A 17,287-nucleotide genomic window follows, 5' to 3' on the forward strand; every position below is an offset into this window, starting at 1 on the left:
GGATGTTCCGTTGTGCCCGCGATCACCGCGCGGCCAGCACCAACGCGATTCCGCCCAAGGCCAGCAGCCAGCTGGTGAAGCTGCCCACCAGGAAGTACTCGGTGACCTCGTCGATCCCGACGTCACCGTTGCGGGTCTTTTGGGCGCTCAGCTCGGGAAAGCGAATGATGCCCTTGGCCGCGACGACGGCGCTGGCCGCGGCCACCTGCCCGCCGACGCCGAGGCTCAGGATCAGCAGGCGTTCCATCGGGCCCAGCAGCCTGCCGCCCTTGAGCCGGTCGGACGGCTGCGGCTCACCGGCCGGACGCACCGCGCCCACTGAGCCAAGAACCAGGCGCACCAACTGATTTCCGGTGGCGAACTGCACCAGCACCACGGCGACGATCATCAGCAGCCGGGTGGGCGTCACGTGGCTCAGCGGCAGTTGCGCCCAGCCGGACCACCGCGCGATCAGGCCGTGGACGGGAGAGGACCAGCCGGACAACCCGATCAGCAATATGAGCGCGGCGGCGAACACGGCCAACGGGACTGCCTGTCGTTTGCCGCTGCGCTCGGCGCGCACGCACAGCCACTCCCACACGACGGCAGCGGTGGCCGCCAGCACGAGCAGCGGGATATCGCCGCGATGCCACAGCGCACCCAGCGCCGCGCAGCCCGCCACCACGATCGGCGCGATCACCACGGGGAGCCACGCCGCGCGGACCGCCCGCCGACACAGGTCGGCAATCCCGAGCGCGATCAGCAGGACCGCGACGGCGCTCATGGCAAACTCCGAAGATATTGGGAGGCACGGACAATCAGGTCCAGACCGTCACGGGCCGCCCGTTGGGACACCGCGGAAGGGCTGATGCCCTCGGCCGCGGCGAGTTCCCTCTTGGTCCGGCCCGCCATCAAGCCCCTCACAATCCGTAACGATCTTTCATCGAGCGATCCAAGCAGATGGTCCCGACAAATCAGGGCGGCGTTGACCGCGGCAACGTCGGTGCGCGCGTCCTCGTCCGCCCGGAATGTGGTGCGCACCAGCGTGAAGCCGGGCTGGCGCTGGGACTCCGCCGTCTGCTGGATGGCCGCCCGGGCGGTCCACCAGCCCGGGCCGTCCTGGATCCGGGCGTCGGCGTCGAGGATGGCGACCGTGCCCCAGCCGATTCCGAACCGGACGTCCGTCTCGGGGGCAAGCAGCAGGCGCACCGTCAATGCCGCGTCGATGGCGGCACCCAGGGTGGGGTAGCTGCCCTGGAACTCATCGCCGACGGTGAACGCGGGCGGGTCGAGCGCGCCGTCGGCGACCTGCCGCAGGGCGGTGGCGACCCGCCGATGCAGCGCAGGCCGGTCGCGCGCGCGCCGCGACCCGACGACGTCGCCGATCATCGTCGCGCGCAGTGAAGGTACATCCTTCACCCTGACCATATGAAGATTATAGCTTCATTCATGCCGAATTTAGAAGAGGACTTAATCCCGTCCGGGCTCAGTTCGTCGCCTGGTCCGTGAGCTTGAGGTATCCATCGATGCCGACCCGCTCGAAAGTCCGTCGGCGTTGGGCCGACAGCATGGGCAGGGCCGTCGCCGCGTCGATGATCTCGGGCTGGCCCACCTCGTAGTCGTGGCCTTGGGACGCGATGGTCGCCCGTCCCGCCGCGCGGACGTTCTGCAACCAATCCACGTCGGTGCCGTAGGGCAGCGGTATGACGAAGCCATCGGCGATGCGCTCGGCCACGACCGGCGTGGTGTACTGCTTGCCGGAGCGCCGTCCGGTGTGTTTGATCGCGGCCGCGTACCAGTGCTTGTGCCCGGCCAGCTGCACCATCAGCGGGTTGAGCAGGTATTTGTTCGAAGCGCGAACGGCGTTCAAAAGCGGCGTGGGCCAGGACCCCGGTGTCAGCGCACTCATTGCTCCAGGATGGCGCGGCGCCACGCTCCGCGGCCAGGGCCCTTAGTCCACGGCTGACGGTTCTTCGACCAGCGCCGTCGCGGCCTTCAAGTGGGCGATCGCGTCGCGGACGATCGATTCGATCAGCTCGGCGCACGACGGCAGGTCGTCCAGGATGCCGGCCACCTGGCCGGACGCCAGCACGCCGGCCTCGGTGTTGCCCTCGACCAGCCCCGCCTTGAGCAGCATCGGGGTGTTCGCCGCCATCACCACCTGCGACCAGGTCAGCTCCTTGCCGTGGCGCATCGCCAGGCCGTCGCGGATCATCGATGCCCACGTCATCTGCGACATGTTCTTGAACTTCGCCGCGTTGCGCACCGCTGCGGCCAAACCCCTTACCGGCGAGCCGCTTTCCAGCTTCTCGACCAGCCCGGTCCGCAGCACCCGATGCGGCATGCCGTCGACTCGCGTGGTGACGACCGTGCCGTCCAGCGCGGCCTCGAGGTAACGCCGTTTGACCGCGTCGGGCACGGTGGAATCGGAGGTGAGCAGGAACCTCGTGCCCATCGCCACGCCGGCGGCGCCGTAGGACAACGCCGCCGCGAGGCCGCGCCCGTCGAAGAATCCGCCCGCCGCGATCACCGGGATCCCCGTGCCCTGCACGGCGTCCAACACGGACGGCAGCAGCAGGGTCGTCGCAACGGGCCCGGTGTGCCCGCCGCCCTCGCCGCCCTGCACGATCATCGCGTCGGCGCCCCAGCCCGCGACCTTGCGCGCGTGTTTGGCCGCGCCGATCGATGGGATGACCACCGCCCCAGCATCTTTGAGCCGGGCGATCAGTTCCTGCTTGGGTGCCAACGCGAAGGACGCCACCTTGACGCCTTCGCGGATCATCAACTCGACGCGATCACCCGCGTCGGCGGCGTCGGCGCGGATGTTCACGCCGAACGGTTTGTCGGTCGCCGCCTTGACCTTGGTGATGGCGGTCGCCAACTCGTCCAGCGTCATGGTCGCCGAGGCCAGGATGCCCAGTCCTCCGGCATTGGCCGTGGCGGAAACCAGTCGGGCGCCGGCCACCCAGCCCATCCCGGTTTGCACCACCGGATGCTCGACGCCGACCAGCTCGGTCAGCGGCGTGCGCAGCCTAGTCATGAACGGATCTCTCTGTCGCGCAGTGCCTTCGGATCGATGACCTCACGGATCAGGCGCAGCTCGTCATCGGTCGGAAGCCGGGTCTCCTCCGCCTCGTTGAGGCCGTCCACCTCGAACGACGTGTTCTCCCGGACGTCGTCGGGCGACACACCGGGGTGCAGGGACACCGCCCGCATCGTCCTGCCGGGGCCTTTGAAGTCGAACACCCCGAGGTTGGACACGACCCGATACGGGTTGGCGAACCGGAACGCCGGGTTGTCCGGATCGATCTTGTCCCAGCCGATGCCGCACACCACGTCGACCGCTTCGCAGAACACCCGCTTGGAATGGTTTCCCACCCAGTAACTGGTCGCGTGGTTGATCGCATTGCCGGGCGCGCCGCGCAGGCCGAACATCTGCCGGGTGGGGTGCTGCAGCGGGCCGAACGCCGAGATGTTCTGGTTGCCAAAGCGATCCACCTGATTGGCGCCCATCACGACGTGCCGGCGCCCCCAGGCCAGGGTCTCGAACACCCGGCCGAACGGCATCCAGCCCTCGATCGCGCCGGTCTTGCCCAGCGCCGGGGTGTCCGCCAGCAACTGCGCCTCGCCATCGGTCAGCAGGATGTCCGGCGAGAACGTTAGCCGGGCTAGCCGCGCGCCGACGGACGCCATGTTCGTCATCGGGCTGATCATGATTTCGCCCGCGTCCCTGAACAACTCGGCGCAGGCGACCGCGCAGACCTCCGCTCGGGTGCTCATTTCGCGGCCTCCTCTGCAAATGCGCGGACCGCCGCCTGGTAGTCGTCCTCGCCACCCGACAGGTAGGTCTGGACGAAAGCTTGCCAGCCCTCGTCGGTGGACGCCGCCTCGGCGTAGTGGCGCTGAAACTTCTCGTCGCGCCCGTAATCGGGTGCGGCGGTGGTGAAGTGGGCGCCGCCGGGTGCCTCCACGACCGCGTCGACCATCATGCGGTTCACCAGCAGCGCCTGGGGTGGGACCGCCTTGACCAGTTCCTCGGTCGACACGACGCGCTCCACCGACAGGTAGCGCTTGTCGGCCGCCATCAGGAAGAGGTCGTCGAAGTAGGGGTCGATGCCGCTGTAGGCCGCATTGCCTTGGCTGTCACCGAGATTGAGATGCACAAATGCGGCGTCCAGGCGCAGGGCCGGCATCGCGAGCAGCGTCTCGTGCCCGCCGCCGGGCGCGGGGTACGGGCTGGTGACCGTCCGCAGCTCACCCTCCCAGAAGTCGGGAACCGAACTGCCCAGCCCCGCGCGGATCGGCAGGAACGGCAGGCGCTGCGCCGCCGCCTGCAACCCGCAGCGCAGCATGCCCTCGTCCATCTCGCGCGCTTCGATGGCGCCGCTGGTGCGGGCCTTGGCGAACCACGGGTCGTAGAACGGCGCGGAGTCCAGCGACACGAAGCCGTAGTAGACGCGCTTGACTTTGCCCGCCGAGCACAGCAGACCGAGGTCGGGTCCGCCGTAGGTGACTATCGTCAGGTCCGTGACGTCGGTGCGCAGCATCGCCCGCACGAAGGCCATCGGCTTGCGCCGGGAGCCCCAGCCGCCGATGCCGATCGTCATGCCGCTGCGCAATTGTGCGACTGCGTCGTCGAGGGTGGTCCGCTTGTCGCTCACGACTTTTCACCCTTCGTCGTGCCGGCGAACGCATCGCGGTGCTCGTCGGCCACCCCGGCGAGGTTGAGCTCGAACGTAAACCCCTGCTCCATGCGATAACTCGAGTTGACCCGTTGCACGTCGATGAGGTTGAGAGCCTCCTTGGCCGCGCGGATGACGCGGGTGTCCTTGGCGGCGATGTCGCGGGCGACCCGTAAAGCGGCCTCGTCCAGCTGATCCCGGGGCACCACCTCGTGCACCGAGCCGAAGTGATGCAGGGTGGCGGCGTCGACGGTGGCGGCGGTGAAGAAGAGCCGCCGCATCAGGTGCTGCGGCACCAGCCGCGACAGGTGCGTCGCCGCGCCCAGCGCGCCGCGTTCGACCTCCGGCAGCCCGAACGTGGCGTCGTCGGAGGCCACGATGACGTCGGAATTGCCCACCAGGCCGATGCCGCCGCCGACGCAGAATCCGTTCACGGCCGCGATCACCGGCACGGCGCATTCGTAGACCGCGCGAAAGGCGGCGAAGCAGCCGCGATTGGCATCGATCAGCGCGGTAAATCCCTCGGTGCGCTGCATCTCTTTGATGTCCACACCGGCGTTGAAGCCCCGGCCTTCGGCCCGCAGGATCACCGCGTGGGTCTCGGGATTGGCGCCGGCGGCCGTGACCGCGTCGGCCAGTTCGAACCATCCGCGCGATGGGATGGCGTTGACGGGCGGGTAGTCGACGGTGACCGCGACGATGCCCGGTTCGGTGGTGGTGGTTGTGATGGGCAAGGTGCCACTTCCTCGTGGGGTAACTACCTAAGCAAGCACTTGCTTGGTACGCTAGCACAGTGACTCCCGCCGAAGCAGGCTCGCCCCGTTCGGAAGGCATCAACCTGGGGCTGGCGGGGCGGGTGGTTCTCGTTACGGGTGGCGTGCGCGGCGTGGGCGCCGGCATCAGCGCGGTTTTCGCCAAACAGGGCGCCACCGTGATCACCTGCGCCCGCCGGCCCGTCGAGGGCTCGCCGTACGAGTTTCACCCGTGCGACGTGCGCGACGAGGATGCCGTCAAGTCGTTGATCGACTCGGTCGTCGACAAACACGGCCGGTTGGACGTCGTCGTCAACAACGCCGGGGGGTCGTCCTACGTGCTGACCGCGGAGTCCAGCGCGAAGTTCAACCGCAAGATCATCGAGCTCAATCTCATTGGCGCGCTGCTGGTTTCGCAGTGCTCCAACGACAAGATGCAGGACCAGCCGGCGGGCGGGTCGATCGTCAACATCTGCAGCCTGTCCGGGCGGCGGCCGTCGCCGGGCACCGGCGCCTACGGGGCCGCCAAGGCCGGCCTGGAGAGCCTCACGCAGACCCTGGCGGTGGAATGGGGACCCAAGGTGCGGGTCAACGCCTGCGTGGTCGGGATGGTGGAAACCGAACAGGCCGACCTGTTCTACGGTGACGCCGAGTCGATCGCCGCGATATCGAAGAACGTGCCACTGGGCCGGCTGGCCAAACCGGAGGATGTCGGCTGGGCCGCAGCGTTTTTGGCCTCGGATGCGGCGTGCTACATCAGCGGTGCCTCGCTGGAGGTGCACGGCGGCGGGGAGCCGCCGCACTACCTGGCCACCACAAACGCGAGCGCGATCAAGTAGAGGAGACAACGGATATGGGGCTAGTTGACGGCCGGGTCGTCATCGTCACCGGAGCGGGCGGCGGCATCGGTCGCGCGCACGCGCTCGCCTTCGCGGCTGAGGGCGCTCGCGTGGTGGTCAACGACATCGGGGTAGGCCTGGACGGTTCGCCCGCGGGCGGCGGCAGCGCCGCGCAGGGCGTGGTCGACGAGATCACCGCGGCCGGTGGCGAGGCCGTCGCCGACGGGTCCAACATCGCCGACTGGGACCAGGCCGCCGGCCTCGTCCAGACCGCCGTCGAAACCTTCGGTGGCCTAGACGTTTTGGTGAACAACGCCGGCATCGTCCGCGACCGGATGATGGCCAACACCAGCGAGGAGGAGTTCGACGCCGTCATCGCGGTGCACCTCAAGGGGCACTTCGCCACGATGCGGCATGCGGCCTCGTATTGGCGCGGGCTCTCCAAAGAGGGCAAAACCGTCGACGCGCGGATCATCAACACCAGTTCCGGTGCGGGCCTTCAGGGCAGCGTCGGGCAGGGTAACTACAGCGCCGCCAAAGCGGGCATCGCGGCGATGACGCTTGTCGGCGCCGCCGAGATGGGGCGGTACGGCGTGACCGTCAACGCGATCGCGCCGTCGGCCCGGACTCGCATGACCGAGACCGTCTTCGCCGAGATGATGGCCACGCAGGGCCAGGATTTCGACGCCATGGCGCCGGAGAACATCTCCCCGCTGGTCGTCTGGCTGGGCAGCGCCGAATCCCGGGACGTCACCGGCAAGGTGTTCGAGGTCGAGGGCGGCAAGATCCGGGTCGCCGAAGGCTGGGCGCACGGCCCGCAGATCGACAAGGGTGCCCGGTGGGATCCGGCCGAGCTCGGACCCGTCGTCGCCGACCTGCTCGCCAAGGCGCGGCCGCCGGTCCCGGTCTACGGGGCCTAGCCTCCCGCGGCGCTGGGCGCACCGAATGCGGCTCTGCCGCAGAATATCTCGCGCGTCCTGGCGCGTTTCTTCTTAAACGCGATAGTCTGCGTTCCGGGCGGCGCGTCCGGGTATGGCGGGATGCCGTCTGGCCGCGGAACCAATGGAGGTTTCAGATGTCCTATCTCGTCGCGATGCCGGAGAACCTGAATTCGGCGGCAACAGAGTTAGCCAGTATCGCTGGAACGCTCAACGTCGCGAATGAGTCCGCCGCTGTTCGGACCACGGGGATCATGGCCGCGGCCAAGGATGAGGTGTCGGCGGCGATCGCGGCGTTGTTTTCCGAGCACGCCCGAGCCTTTCACGCGGTAAGCGCGGAAGCGGAGGCGTTTCACCAGCGGTTTATTCAGGCGCTGACGGCGGCTGCGGGGGCCTACGCGGGCGCGGAGGCGGCCTGCGCGTCGAATTTGGGGCAGGTGCTGGCCGCCGTCGGTGCGGGAACCGGAGTCAACGGCCTGCTCGCTGGACCTAGTGCCACCAGCGCCGCGAACGTGGCATTGATCATCGGCGGCAGCGGGGAGCCGATACCTACCCCGGACTTCATCACGAAGAATTTCAACCTTTACATCGCGCCCTTTTTCCAGAATTTCACGCCACAACCCCTATTCACACCCGAAGGGAATTACGGGCTGTACACCGGGGTCAAGAGTTTGACGCTGGACATGTCGGAAGCCCAAGGTGTCCAGATTCTCGATCAAACGATTTTGCAGCAGGTCGCCGCGGGCAACACCCTCGTTGTCAAAGGCGAGTCGCAGAGTTCGACGATCTCGTCCATGGTGATGCCCCTGCTCGCGTCCCAGGGCGTCCCGACGTCGGCCGTCTCCTTTGTGCTGACCGGCGATCCCAACGCTCCCAACGGCGGACTCTTCGAACGGTTGAACGGCTTGAGCATCCCGGCTCTCGGCATCACGTTCAACGGCCCTACCCCGGACAATCTGTACCCGACCACCATTTGGACGCAGGAATACGACGGCTTCGCCGATGTCCCGCAGTACCCAATTAATTTGTTGTCGGATCTCAACTCGCTCGCGGGGATCTACTACGTGCATCCCACCTACACCGATCTGACCCCCACCCAGCTCGGAACGGCGATCCAATTGCCGACCGTGGGCCCGACCATGACCACCTACGAGATGATCCCCACCCAGAATCTGCCGCTGCTGGAACCGCTTCGCGCGATCCCGGTCGTAGGCAATCCACTGGCCGATCTGATCCAACCGGACCTGAAGGTGCTGGTGAATCTGGGCTACGGCGACCCCAATTACGGTTGGTCGCAAGGTCCAGCCAACGTGCCGACCGAGTTCGGGCTTTTCCCACCCCTCAGCGACGTAGAAAAAGTGCCCGGCCTGCTCGCCTCGGGTACCCCGCAGGGGATCGCCGACTTCACGCACGACATCTCCGCCGAATTCTCGTCAACCGGGTCGCTCGCGTCGTCGGTGGGTTCGCTGACCATGCCCTCGTCGGGGCCAACAGCAACCACGTTGCCCAGCCTGGCCGACCTCGTCTCCGCGCTGTCACCCGTCAACGTCGCCGGCAACATCTACCACGCGGTGAATACGCTGTCGGGCGCGGCCTCGGATGCCTATTCGATTCTGTTGCCCACGGCCGATGTCGCCAATGCGCTCGTGACGAGTCTGCCGGCGTACGACCTGACGCTGTTCGCCGACGGGCTTCAATCGGGGAACCTCGTGGCCGCCATCGGCCAACCCATCGCGACCGACACCTACCTCATCCCGCTGGCCGGCGCCTTCGAAGCGTTCGCCGTGATCGGTCAGGCCGAAACCGTCATCGGCGACCTGTCAAACCTCATCACGTAGGATCCGCCTGAGCCGAACGTGCACTGGCGGATGTGTTTTCGGCGATTTTCCGCCATCAGTGCACGTTCGGCGGAACGCTACGGTTCGCAGATGACGATCGGGATGGTCCGGTCTGTCCAGGACTGGTAGTCGTCGTAGGACGGGTACATGTCCACCAATTGCGGCCAGTAGTGGGCGCGTTCCTCGTCGGTGGCGTCGCGCGCGGTCAGGTCGAGCACCTCTTTTTTGATCTGCACCTGCACCTTGGGGTTGGCCTTGAGGTTCAGATACCACATCGGGTTCTTGGCGGCGCCGCCCTTGGACGCCGCGACGATCACCCGGTCGCCGTCGCGCAGGAAGTACAGCGGGCTGACCCGGGGCTCGCCCGTTTTGCGCCCGGTGGTGGTCAGCAGGGCGACGGGGATTTTCTGGAAGGTGCCGCCGAGGCCCTCGCCGCCGTTGCGGCGATACATGAACGTGTTGAGGCGCGACATCCACTTGATCAGAAAATCGGCGTACGGCGAGTCGTGAAACCGCGGGGGTGATTTCGGCATGACTGTAGATCCTACGGTCGGGCTAGCGCTGAATGAATGGACGCAAACTGGCCCTGATGTGATGGATCAGCCCGTCCTCTTCCGGTATCACGAAAGTCTCGTCGACCCGCGACGCTACTCGCCGCCCGCCGAACGCGACCTTGGTCAGCACGTCGTACACCGCTCGCACCTCGTCGCCGGATACGGTGTACTGCGGCGGCGTCGTGGCCGAGATGATGCGGTATTGCGGTCCGCGATTTAGGCTGCGCCGCAAGTGATTTCCGGAGAACCCGGATTTGAGGCCCACCTCGATCCGGACGCAGTCCGGCGCGAACGGGACGGCGTCGGCGTCGTGGGTGACCAGCGCGTCGATGTATGCCTGGGCCGCCGCGATGCGGTCGGCCTCGGAGACGCCCACTACTAGATGCGTTCGATGATGGTGCCGGTCGACAGGGCGCCGCCCGCACACATGGTGATCAGCGCGGTCGTCTGGTCGGTGCGCTCGAGCTCGTGCAGCGCGGTGGTGATCAGCCGGCTGCCGGTGCTGCCCACGGGGTGCCCGAGCGCGATGGCGCCGCCGTTCACGTTCACCCGGTCCATGTCGGGCTCGTGGACCCGCGCCCAGGACAGCACCACCGAGGCGAAGGCCTCGTTGATCTCGGTCAGGTCGATGTCGCCGATCTTCATGCCGGCCTTCTCCAGCACCTTCGCCGTCGACTGCACCGGGCCGTCCAGGTGGTAGTAGGGCTCGGCGCCGACAAGCGCCTGGCTGACGATCCGGGCCCGGGGCCGCAGCCCGAGCGCCTTGGCCTTATCCTCGTCCATCCACAACACGGCGGCGGCGCCGTCGGAAATCTGCGACGACGTGCCCGCCGTGTGGATCCCGCCCTCGAGGACCGGCTTGAGCTGGCTCAGGCCCTCCATCGTGGTCTCGCGCAGGCCCTGGTCGCGGGAGACCATGTGGCGCTCGCTAGTGGGCTGCTTCTGCTCGTCGAGCACCGGCGCCTCGATCGGTGAAATCTCCCGGTCGAAACGGCCCTCGTCCCACGCCCGCTTGGCACGCAGCTGCGACTGGAATCCCCAGGCGTCGATGTCGTCGCGGGTTATGCCGCGGCGCTTGGCGATTCGCTCGGCGGCGGTGAACTGGTCGGGCAGGTCGATATCCCACGACTCGGGCCGCAGGATGCTGCGGTCGGGGCCGGCATTGGCGCCGAGTCCGACGCGGCTCATGGCCTCGATCCCGCACGCGATGCCGACGTCGATGGCACCCGCCGCGATGAGACCCGCGACCAGGCCGTTGGCCTGCTGGCTGCTGCCGCACTGGCAGTCCACGGTGGTGGCGCCGACGTGCTCCGGCAGCCCGGCGACGAGCCAGCTCACCCGGGTGATGTTGTTGGACTGCTCGCCGTATTGGGTGACGCAGCCGCCGACGACCTGTTCCACGTCGCCGGCGTCGATACCGGCCTTTTCGACCAGTGCCTTTTGCACCGCGCCCAGCAGCTCGGTGGCGTGCAGTCCTGAGAGCCAGCCGTTGCGCTTGCCGATCGGGCTGCGGGTGGCTTCGACAATTACCGGGTTACCCATGCCGTCAGGCTAGAACACGTTTCATTACTATGACAAGCGACGATGGGTCGGCGCCTTTTTTCTACGGTGGAGGCATGTTTTACTGGCAACAGAGCTCCACTAGGAGAGCTAGTGTCCTGGGATCGCCAATCACTGGGGAAGCCGCAGAGCCAGTCGCAGGACCAGCATAGGGACCAGCAGTAAGGAGAAGTAGCGTGCCCAGCCCCAACCTTCCGCCCGGGTTCGATTTCACCGACCCGGACATCTACGCGGAGCGGATTCCCGTCGAAGAGTTTGCGGAGGTGCGCTCGACCGCGCCGATCTGGTGGAACGAGCAGGCCCCGGGCCACGGCGGCGGGTTCAACGACGGCGGTTTCTGGGCGATCACCAAGCTCAACGACGTCAAGGAAATCTCGCGGCGCAGCGACGTCTTCTCCAGCTACGAGAACTGCGTGATCCCGCGGTTCAACGACGACATCGCGCGCGAGGACATCGAGCTGCAGCGGTTCGTCATGCTCAACATGGACGCGCCGCACCACACTCGGCTGCGCAAGATCATCTCGCGCGGCTTCACGCCGCGGGCGGTCGGGCGGCTGGAGGACGAGCTCCGGGAGCGCGCCCAGAAGATCGCCCGGGACGCGGCGGCCGCCGGTTCCGGGGACTTCGTCGAGCAGGTGTCCTGCGAGCTCCCGCTGCAGGCGATCGCCGGCTTGCTCGGGGTGCCGCAGGAGGACCGCGAAAAGCTGTTCCGCTGGTCCAACGAGATGACCGGAAATGACGATCCCGAGTATGCCGACATCGACCCCAAGACGTCGTCGTTCGAGGTGCTCAACTACGCGATGCAGATGGCGGCCATCAAGGCGGAGAAGCCCGGCGACGACATCGTCACCACGCTGATCAACGCCGACATCGACGGGGAAAAGCTTTCCGACGACGAGTTCGGCTTCTTCGTGATGATGCTCGCGGTGGCCGGCAACGAGACCACGCGGAACTCGATCACTCAGGGGATGATGGCGTTCGCCGACTTCCCGGACCAGTGGGAGCTGTTCAAGAAGGAGCGCCCGGAGACCGCTGCCGACGAGATCGTCCGGTGGGCCACCCCGGTCACCTGTTTCCAGCGGACCGCTCTGGAGGACTACGAACTCTCCGGTGTGCAGATCAAGAAGGGCCAACGGGTGGTGCTGTTCTACCGGTCGGCCAATTTCGACGAAGAGATCTTCGACGACCCCTACACCTTCAACATCCTGCGGGATCCCAACCCGCACGTCGGTTTCGGTGGCACCGGTGCGCACTACTGCATCGGCGCGAACCTGGCCAAGCTGACGATCAACCTGATCTTCAACGCCGTGGCTGATCACATGCCGGACCTGAAGCCGATCTCGGAGCCGGAGCGGCTGCGCTCGGGCTGGCTCAACGGCATCAAGCGCTGGCAGGTGGACTACACCGGTAAATGCCCGGTGGCGCACTGACAATGGACTTCGATCTCACCGCCGAGCAGCAGGCCGTCGCCGACGTCGCGACGTCGGTGCTGGACCGGGATCTTTCGTGGGAGGCACTGGTCAGCGGGGGCGTGACGGCGCTCCCGGTGCCCGAACGCCTCGGGGGCGACGGCGTGGGTCTGCCCGAGGTCGCCACAGTGCTGACCGAAGTCGGCCGCCACGGCGCCATCACGCCGGCGCTGGCCACACTGGGTTTCGGTGTGCTGCCGCTGCTCGAGCTGGCGTCCGATGAGCAGCAGGACCGTTACCTGGCCGGGGTCGCAAAGGGCTCGGTGTTGACCGCGGCGCTCAACGAGCCCGGCGCGGCGCTGCCCGACCGGCCCGGCGTCACGTTCGCGGGCGGGCGGTTGTCCGGCACCAAGATCGGCGTGGCCTATGCCGAGCAAGCGGATTGGATGATCGTGACCACCGACAGCGCGGTGGTGGTGGTGTCGCCCAAGGCGGATGGCGTGCGGCTGGTAGGCACGCCGACGTCGAACGGTTCGGACGAATACACGGTCACGTTTGACGGTGTGGCGGTTAGTGATTCGGACGTGTTGGCGGGTGCCGACAGTAACGGGCCGCGCCGGGTGAACCAGCTGGCGCTGGCCGCGGTGGGCGCGTTCGCCGACGGGTTGGTGGCAGGGGCGCTGCGCCTGACCGCCGACTACGTCGCGAACCGCAAGCAGTTCGGCAAGCCGCTGTCGACGTTCCAGACCGTGGCGGCGCAGCTCGCGGAGGTCTACATCGCCTCGCGCACCATCGATTTGGCGTCGAAGTCGGTGGTGTGGCGGCTGTCCGAAGGGCGTGACGCCGACAGCGACCTGGACGTCCTGGGTTACTGGATAACGTCGCAGGCACCGCCCGTGATGCAGACCTGCCATCACCTGCACGGCGGCATGGGCATGGACATCACGTATCCCATGCACCGGTACTACTCCACGATCAAAGACCTGACCCGCCTGCTGGGCGGGCCGACTCTTCGCCTCGACCTGGTGGGAGCGCAATGTTCATAGACCTGACCCCCGAGCAGCGACAGCTGCAAGCCGAACTGCGGGAATACTTTTCGAACCTGATCTCGTCCGACGAGATGAAGGCGATGGAGCAGGACCGGCACAACGAGGCCTATCGCGCGGTGATCCGGCGAATGGGCAAGGACCGAAAGCTGGGGGTGGGGTGGCCAAAGGAGTTCGGCGGCTTGGGCTTCGGCCCGATCGAGCAGTCGATCTTCGTCAACGAGGCGCACCGGGCCGACGTGCCGTTGCCGGCGGTGACGCTGCAGACCGTGGGTCCGGTTCTGCAGCAGTTCGGCAGCGAGGCGCAGAAGAAGAAGTTCCTGCCGGCGATTTTGGCCGGTGAGGTCCATTTCGCGATCGGCTACACCGAGCCCGAGGCGGGCACCGACCTGGCGTCCCTGCGGACCACCGCGGTGCGCCAGGGCGACGAGTACATCGTCAACGGCCAGAAGATTTTTACCACCGGAGCCCATGACGCCGACTACATTTGGCTGGCCTGCCGCACCGACCCGGAAGCCGTGAAGCACAAGGGCATCTCGATCCTGATCGTCGACACGAAGGATCCCGGATACTCTTGGACGCCGATCATCCTGTCCGATGGCGCCCATCACACCAACGCCACGTACTACAACGACGTCCGGGTGCCCGCCGACATGCTGGTCGGTGAGGAGAACGGCGGATGGCGGCTGATCACCACGCAGCTCAACAACGAGCGGGTCATGTTGGGCCCCGCGGGCCGCACCGCCGGCATCTACGACCGGCTGCACGCCTGGGCGTCCAAACCGGGTGGCAACGGTGTCACGCCGATCGACCACGAGGACGTCAAGCGGGCGCTCGGGGAGATCTACGCTATGTGGCGGATCAACGAGCTGCTGAACTGGCAGGTCGCCGCCGCGGGTGAGGACATCAACGTGGCCGACGCCGCGTCGACGAAAGTCTTTGGCACCGAGCGCATCCAGTACATCGGCCGACTCGCCGAGGAGGTCGTCGGCAAGTACGGGAACCCGGCGGAACCGGACACCGCCGAGCTGCTGCGTTGGCTGGACTCGCAAACCAAGCGCAACCTGGTAATCACCTTCGGTGGAGGCGTTAACGAAGTGATGCGTGAAATGATCGCGGCCGCCGGCCTCAAGGTGCCGCGGGTGCCCAGATGACGGACGCGGACACCATCAAGAAGGCCGTCGCCGAGATCACGTCCACCGTCGTAGCCGCGCCCCGCACGGGCCGGGATCCGGTGAACCAACCCATCATCAACAACTGGGTCGAGGCCATCGGCGACCGCAACCCGATCTACACCGACGAGGCCGCGGCGCGCGCCGCCGGCCATCCCGGACTAGTGGCGCCACCGGCGATGATCCAGGTGTGGACGATGTTCGGCCTGGGCGGTGAACGTCCGACCGACGATCCCATGGGCCCCATCATGGAACTGTTCGACGACGCAGGCTATGTCGGCGTGGTCGCCACCAACTGTGAGCAGACCTACCACCGTTATCTGCGGCCGGGCGAGCACGTGACCGTCCACTCCGAAATGCGCGACGTGGTCGGCCCCAAGCAGACGGCGCTCGGTGAGGGCTGGTTCATCAACCAGCACATCACCTGGCGCGTCGGCGACGAGGGCGTCGCCGAGATGGCCTGGCGGATACTCAAATTCAAGCCTCGCGAGGCTGCCGCGACGCCGTCTTCGGTGCCGGAGGATCTGGACGCCGACGCCATGATGCGCCCCGCGGTGTCGCGCGACACCGCCTTCTTCTGGGAAGGCGTGGCGGTTCACGAGTTGCGTATTCAGCGGCGGCCCGACGGAAGCCTGCAGCACCCGCCGGTGCCGGCGGTGTGGCAGGACAAAGATCAGCCGATCGACTACGTGGTCGCCGGCGGTACCGGCACGGTGTACAGCTTCGTGGTGCACCACGCGCCGAAGGTGCCCGGGCGCACGCTGCCATTCGTCATCGCGCTGGTGGAACTCGAAGAGGGTGTCCGCATGCTGGGCGAGCTGCGGGGGGTGGACGCCGCCGCGGTGAAGATCGGAATGCCAGTCCGGGCAACCTATATCGACTTTCCCGCCGGCGAGTCCGGCCCCGAATGGACCCTGTACGCATGGGAGCCCCAAGCATGAGCGCACCCGCCATCGATGTGGGTACGAAGCTGCCCGAGCTCAAGATCGAAGGCACCCCCACGTTTATCATCTCGACGGCCATCGCCACCCGCGACTTCCAGGACGTGCACCACGACCGGGATTTGGCGCAGGCCAAGGGATCCAAGGACATCTTCGTCAACATCCTCACCGACACCGGGCTGGTGCAGCGCTTCCTGACCGACTGGGCGGGGCCGACGGCGTTGATCAAATCGATCGGGCTGCGGCTGGGCGTGCCGTGGTACGCCTACGACACGATCACCTTCTCCGGTGAGGTTACGGCGGTGGAGGACGGGCTGATCACGGTGAAAGTGGTGGGCCGCAACAGCCTTGGCGACCATGTCATCGCTACCGCCACGCTCACGATTGGGGACGCCTAATGCTGTCGGGTAAGGCCGCCATCGTCGGCATTGGCGCTACCGACTTCTCGAAGAATTCCGGCCGAAGCGAGCTGCGGCTTGCGGCCGAGGCGGTCCTTGATGCGTTGGACGACGCCGGTTTGAGCCCGTCCGACGTCGACGGCCTCACGACGTTCACGATGGACAGCAACAACGAGACCGCCGTGGCGCGGGCGACCGGCATCGGTGACCTGAGGTTCTTCGCCCAGACGGGCTACGGCGGGGGTGCCGCGTGCGGGACCGTCGCGCATGCCGCGGCGGCTGTCGCGACCGGACTGGCGGACGTGGTGGTGGCCTACCGGGCGTTCAACGAACGTTCCGGCCAGCGCTTCGGGCAGGTGCAGACCCGGCTGGTGGGAAATGCCGGCGCACAGGCCGATTCGACCGCGGCGGACAATTCGTTCTCTTACCCACACGGCCTATCGACGCCGGCCGCGCAGGTCGCGATGATCGCGCAGCGGTACATGCACTGGTCGGGTGCGACGAGCCGCGACTTCGGTGCGGTCTCGGTGGCGGACCGCAAGCACGCCGCCAAGAACCCCAAGGCATACTTCTACGAGAAGCCGATAACCATTGAGGACCACCAGAATTCGCGGTGGATCGCCGAGCCGCTGCGGCTGCTGGACTGCTGCCAGGAGACCGACGGTGCGGTGGCCCTGGTAGTGACATCGGTGGAGCGCGCGCGCGACCTCAAGCAACGGCCGGCCGTCATCGAGGCGGCGGCTCAGGGCGCCAGTCCCGACCAGTACACGATGGTCAGCTACTACCGCTCCGAACTCGGTCTGCCCGAGATGGGCGTGGTGGGCCGTCAGCTCTGGCAGCAATCCGGTCTCAATCCGACCGACATCCAGACCGCCATCCTGTACGACCATTTCACGCCGTTCACCCTGATTCAGTTGGAGGAGTTGGGATTCTGCGGTCGCGGCGAGGCGAAGGACTTCATCGCCGACGGCGCCATCGAGGTGGGCGGCCGGCTGCCGATCAACACCCACGGCGGTCAACTCGGGGAGGCGTACATCCACGGCATGAACGGCATCGCGGAGGGTGTGCGGCAATTGCGTGGGACATCGGTGAACCCGGTGCCCGACGTCGAGCACGTCCTCGTCACCGCGGGTACGGGCGTGCCCACGTCGGGCCTGATCCTCGGCTAGCTTTGCCGGT

Annotated in this window: 19 protein-coding genes; 9 read left to right on the forward strand and 10 right to left on the reverse strand. The window is 66.9% G+C overall.

Annotation, left to right across the window (positions count from 1 at the left end; genetic code table 11):
- Positions 1-22: 22 nt before the first annotated feature.
- The 7 genes from AC5Y4S_RS22545 to echA20 are packed head-to-tail and all read right to left on the reverse strand — an operon-like array spanning position 23 to position 5,395.
- A complete protein-coding gene (locus tag AC5Y4S_RS22545) occupies positions 23-763 on the reverse strand; it encodes a hypothetical protein (protein WP_500034831.1) in 741 nt (246 codons plus the stop codon).
- A complete protein-coding gene (locus tag AC5Y4S_RS22550; RefSeq protein WP_500034832.1) occupies positions 760-1,407 on the reverse strand; it encodes a SatD family protein in 648 nt (215 codons plus the stop codon). Before AC5Y4S_RS22550 ends, AC5Y4S_RS22545 begins: the two co-directional genes overlap by 4 nt.
- Before the next feature lie 58 nt (positions 1,408-1,465).
- Positions 1,466-1,888 (reverse strand): PNPOx family protein, encoded by a 423-nt coding sequence (locus AC5Y4S_RS22555; protein ID WP_500034833.1) that lies wholly within the window; start codon positions 1,886-1,888, stop codon positions 1,466-1,468.
- Positions 1,889-1,930: 42 nt separating this feature from the next.
- Entirely contained in the window at positions 1,931-3,019 is a 1,089-nt protein-coding gene (gene ipdC, locus AC5Y4S_RS22560; protein WP_500034834.1) for a (3aS,4S,5R,7aS)-5-hydroxy-7a-methyl-1-oxo-octahydro-1H-indene-4-carboxyl-CoA dehydrogenase, read from the reverse strand.
- Positions 3,016-3,759 carry a cholesterol ring-cleaving hydrolase subunit IpdB gene (gene ipdB / locus AC5Y4S_RS22565; RefSeq protein ID WP_500034835.1) on the reverse strand — a complete coding sequence of 248 codons (744 nt, stop codon included), beginning with the start codon at positions 3,757-3,759 and terminating at the stop codon, positions 3,016-3,018. Before ipdB ends, ipdC begins: the two co-directional genes overlap by 4 nt.
- Entirely contained in the window at positions 3,756-4,640 is an 885-nt protein-coding gene (ipdA, locus tag AC5Y4S_RS22570) for a cholesterol ring-cleaving hydrolase subunit IpdA (RefSeq protein ID WP_068105543.1), read from the reverse strand. The genes ipdB and ipdA overlap by 4 nt, the downstream gene beginning before the upstream one ends.
- Positions 4,637-5,395, reverse strand: coding sequence for a (7aS)-7a-methyl-1,5-dioxo-2,3,5,6,7,7a-hexahydro-1H-indene-carboxyl-CoA hydrolase (echA20, locus tag AC5Y4S_RS22575; protein WP_068127446.1), 759 nt, complete (start codon positions 5,393-5,395; stop codon positions 4,637-4,639). Before echA20 ends, ipdA begins: the two co-directional genes overlap by 4 nt.
- A 98-nt stretch (positions 5,396-5,493) precedes the next feature.
- Here echA20 and AC5Y4S_RS22580 point away from each other — a divergent pair, with 98 nt between their 5' ends.
- The 3 genes from AC5Y4S_RS22580 (at position 5,494) to AC5Y4S_RS22590 (ending at position 9,028) form a co-directional block, all read left to right on the forward strand.
- The gene (locus tag AC5Y4S_RS22580) at positions 5,494-6,252 is read left to right on the forward strand and encodes an SDR family oxidoreductase (RefSeq protein ID WP_500035006.1); all 759 of its coding nucleotides are present in this window, start codon (positions 5,494-5,496) and stop codon (positions 6,250-6,252) included.
- 14 nt (positions 6,253-6,266) lie between these two features.
- Positions 6,267-7,172 (forward strand): SDR family oxidoreductase, encoded by a 906-nt coding sequence (locus AC5Y4S_RS22585; protein ID WP_500034836.1) that lies wholly within the window; start codon positions 6,267-6,269, stop codon positions 7,170-7,172.
- A 155-nt stretch (positions 7,173-7,327) separates the two neighbouring features.
- A complete protein-coding gene (locus AC5Y4S_RS22590; RefSeq protein WP_500034837.1) occupies positions 7,328-9,028 on the forward strand; it encodes a PE family protein in 1,701 nt (566 codons plus the stop codon).
- A gap of 77 nt (positions 9,029-9,105) precedes the next feature.
- On the opposite strand, the gene AC5Y4S_RS22595 is transcribed toward AC5Y4S_RS22590, so the two are convergent.
- From AC5Y4S_RS22595 to AC5Y4S_RS22605, 3 genes are read right to left on the reverse strand one after another with little or no spacing between them, the layout of a single operon-like run.
- On the reverse strand, positions 9,106-9,561 hold the full coding sequence (locus AC5Y4S_RS22595; protein WP_500034838.1) for a nitroreductase family deazaflavin-dependent oxidoreductase: 456 nt from the start codon (positions 9,559-9,561) through the stop codon (positions 9,106-9,108).
- A gap of 22 nt (positions 9,562-9,583) precedes the next feature.
- Positions 9,584-9,958 carry a DUF8021 domain-containing protein gene (locus AC5Y4S_RS22600; RefSeq protein ID WP_068185339.1) on the reverse strand — a complete coding sequence of 125 codons (375 nt, stop codon included), beginning with the start codon at positions 9,956-9,958 and terminating at the stop codon, positions 9,584-9,586.
- Between the two features lie 2 nt (positions 9,959-9,960).
- On the reverse strand, positions 9,961-11,124 hold the full coding sequence (locus tag AC5Y4S_RS22605) for a steroid 3-ketoacyl-CoA thiolase (protein ID WP_500034839.1): 1,164 nt from the start codon (positions 11,122-11,124) through the stop codon (positions 9,961-9,963).
- A 194-nt stretch (positions 11,125-11,318) separates the two neighbouring features.
- Here AC5Y4S_RS22605 and AC5Y4S_RS22610 point away from each other — a divergent pair, with 194 nt between their 5' ends.
- Genes AC5Y4S_RS22610 through ltp2 form a run of 6 tightly spaced genes read left to right on the forward strand, consistent with a single transcriptional unit; the run spans position 11,319 to position 17,277 of the window.
- On the forward strand, positions 11,319-12,572 hold the full coding sequence (locus tag AC5Y4S_RS22610) for a cytochrome P450 (protein ID WP_500034840.1): 1,254 nt from the start codon (positions 11,319-11,321) through the stop codon (positions 12,570-12,572).
- Positions 12,573-12,574: 2 nt separating this feature from the next.
- Entirely contained in the window at positions 12,575-13,597 is a 1,023-nt protein-coding gene (locus AC5Y4S_RS22615) for an acyl-CoA dehydrogenase family protein (protein ID WP_500034841.1), read from the forward strand.
- Positions 13,588-14,751, forward strand: a complete 1,164-nt coding sequence (gene fadE29 / locus AC5Y4S_RS22620; protein WP_068105519.1) for an acyl-CoA dehydrogenase FadE29 — start codon at positions 13,588-13,590, stop codon at positions 14,749-14,751. The genes AC5Y4S_RS22615 and fadE29 overlap by 10 nt, the downstream gene beginning before the upstream one ends.
- Positions 14,748-15,710: a bifunctional MaoC family dehydratase N-terminal/OB-fold nucleic acid binding domain-containing protein gene (locus AC5Y4S_RS22625; protein WP_500034842.1), complete on the forward strand. Its 963-nt coding sequence runs from the start codon at positions 14,748-14,750 to the stop codon at positions 15,708-15,710. Before fadE29 ends, AC5Y4S_RS22625 begins: the two co-directional genes overlap by 4 nt.
- The gene (locus AC5Y4S_RS22630; protein ID WP_500034843.1) at positions 15,707-16,108 is read left to right on the forward strand and encodes a MaoC family dehydratase; all 402 of its coding nucleotides are present in this window, start codon (positions 15,707-15,709) and stop codon (positions 16,106-16,108) included. The genes AC5Y4S_RS22625 and AC5Y4S_RS22630 overlap by 4 nt, the downstream gene beginning before the upstream one ends.
- Entirely contained in the window at positions 16,108-17,277 is a 1,170-nt protein-coding gene (gene ltp2, locus AC5Y4S_RS22635; RefSeq protein ID WP_500034844.1) for a 17-hydroxy-3-oxo-4-pregnene-20-carboxyl-CoA lyase, read from the forward strand. The genes AC5Y4S_RS22630 and ltp2 overlap by 1 nt, the downstream gene beginning before the upstream one ends.
- The last annotated feature ends 10 nt before the right edge of the window (positions 17,278-17,287 follow it).

This window comes from Mycobacterium sp. NGS64 (assembly GCF_059812245.1).

Excerpts from the sequence above, each read along its gene's own strand:
- AC5Y4S_RS22595 (WP_500034838.1), bottom strand. The coding sequence starts at position 9,561 with ATGCCGAAATCACCCCCGCGGTTTCACGACTCGCCGTACGCCGATTTT.
- AC5Y4S_RS22615 (WP_500034841.1), top strand. The coding sequence starts at position 12,575 with ATGGACTTCGATCTCACCGCCGAGCAGCAGGCCGTCGCCGACGTCGCG.
- ipdB (WP_500034835.1), bottom strand. The coding sequence starts at position 3,759 with ATGAGCACCCGAGCGGAGGTCTGCGCGGTCGCCTGCGCCGAGTTGTTC.
- ltp2 (WP_500034844.1), top strand. The coding sequence starts at position 16,108 with ATGCTGTCGGGTAAGGCCGCCATCGTCGGCATTGGCGCTACCGACTTC.
- AC5Y4S_RS22550 (WP_500034832.1), bottom strand. The coding sequence starts at position 1,407 with ATGGTCAGGGTGAAGGATGTACCTTCACTGCGCGCGACGATGATCGGC.
- AC5Y4S_RS22630 (WP_500034843.1), top strand. The coding sequence starts at position 15,707 with ATGAGCGCACCCGCCATCGATGTGGGTACGAAGCTGCCCGAGCTCAAG.
- fadE29 (WP_068105519.1), top strand. The coding sequence starts at position 13,588 with ATGTTCATAGACCTGACCCCCGAGCAGCGACAGCTGCAAGCCGAACTG.
- AC5Y4S_RS22585 (WP_500034836.1), top strand. The coding sequence starts at position 6,267 with ATGGGGCTAGTTGACGGCCGGGTCGTCATCGTCACCGGAGCGGGCGGC.
- AC5Y4S_RS22545 (WP_500034831.1), bottom strand. The coding sequence starts at position 763 with ATGAGCGCCGTCGCGGTCCTGCTGATCGCGCTCGGGATTGCCGACCTG.
- AC5Y4S_RS22625 (WP_500034842.1), top strand. The coding sequence starts at position 14,748 with ATGACGGACGCGGACACCATCAAGAAGGCCGTCGCCGAGATCACGTCC.
- AC5Y4S_RS22555 (WP_500034833.1), bottom strand. The coding sequence starts at position 1,888 with ATGAGTGCGCTGACACCGGGGTCCTGGCCCACGCCGCTTTTGAACGCC.
- ipdC (WP_500034834.1), bottom strand. The coding sequence starts at position 3,019 with ATGACTAGGCTGCGCACGCCGCTGACCGAGCTGGTCGGCGTCGAGCAT.
- AC5Y4S_RS22590 (WP_500034837.1), top strand. The coding sequence starts at position 7,328 with ATGTCCTATCTCGTCGCGATGCCGGAGAACCTGAATTCGGCGGCAACA.
- AC5Y4S_RS22605 (WP_500034839.1), bottom strand. The coding sequence starts at position 11,124 with ATGGGTAACCCGGTAATTGTCGAAGCCACCCGCAGCCCGATCGGCAAG.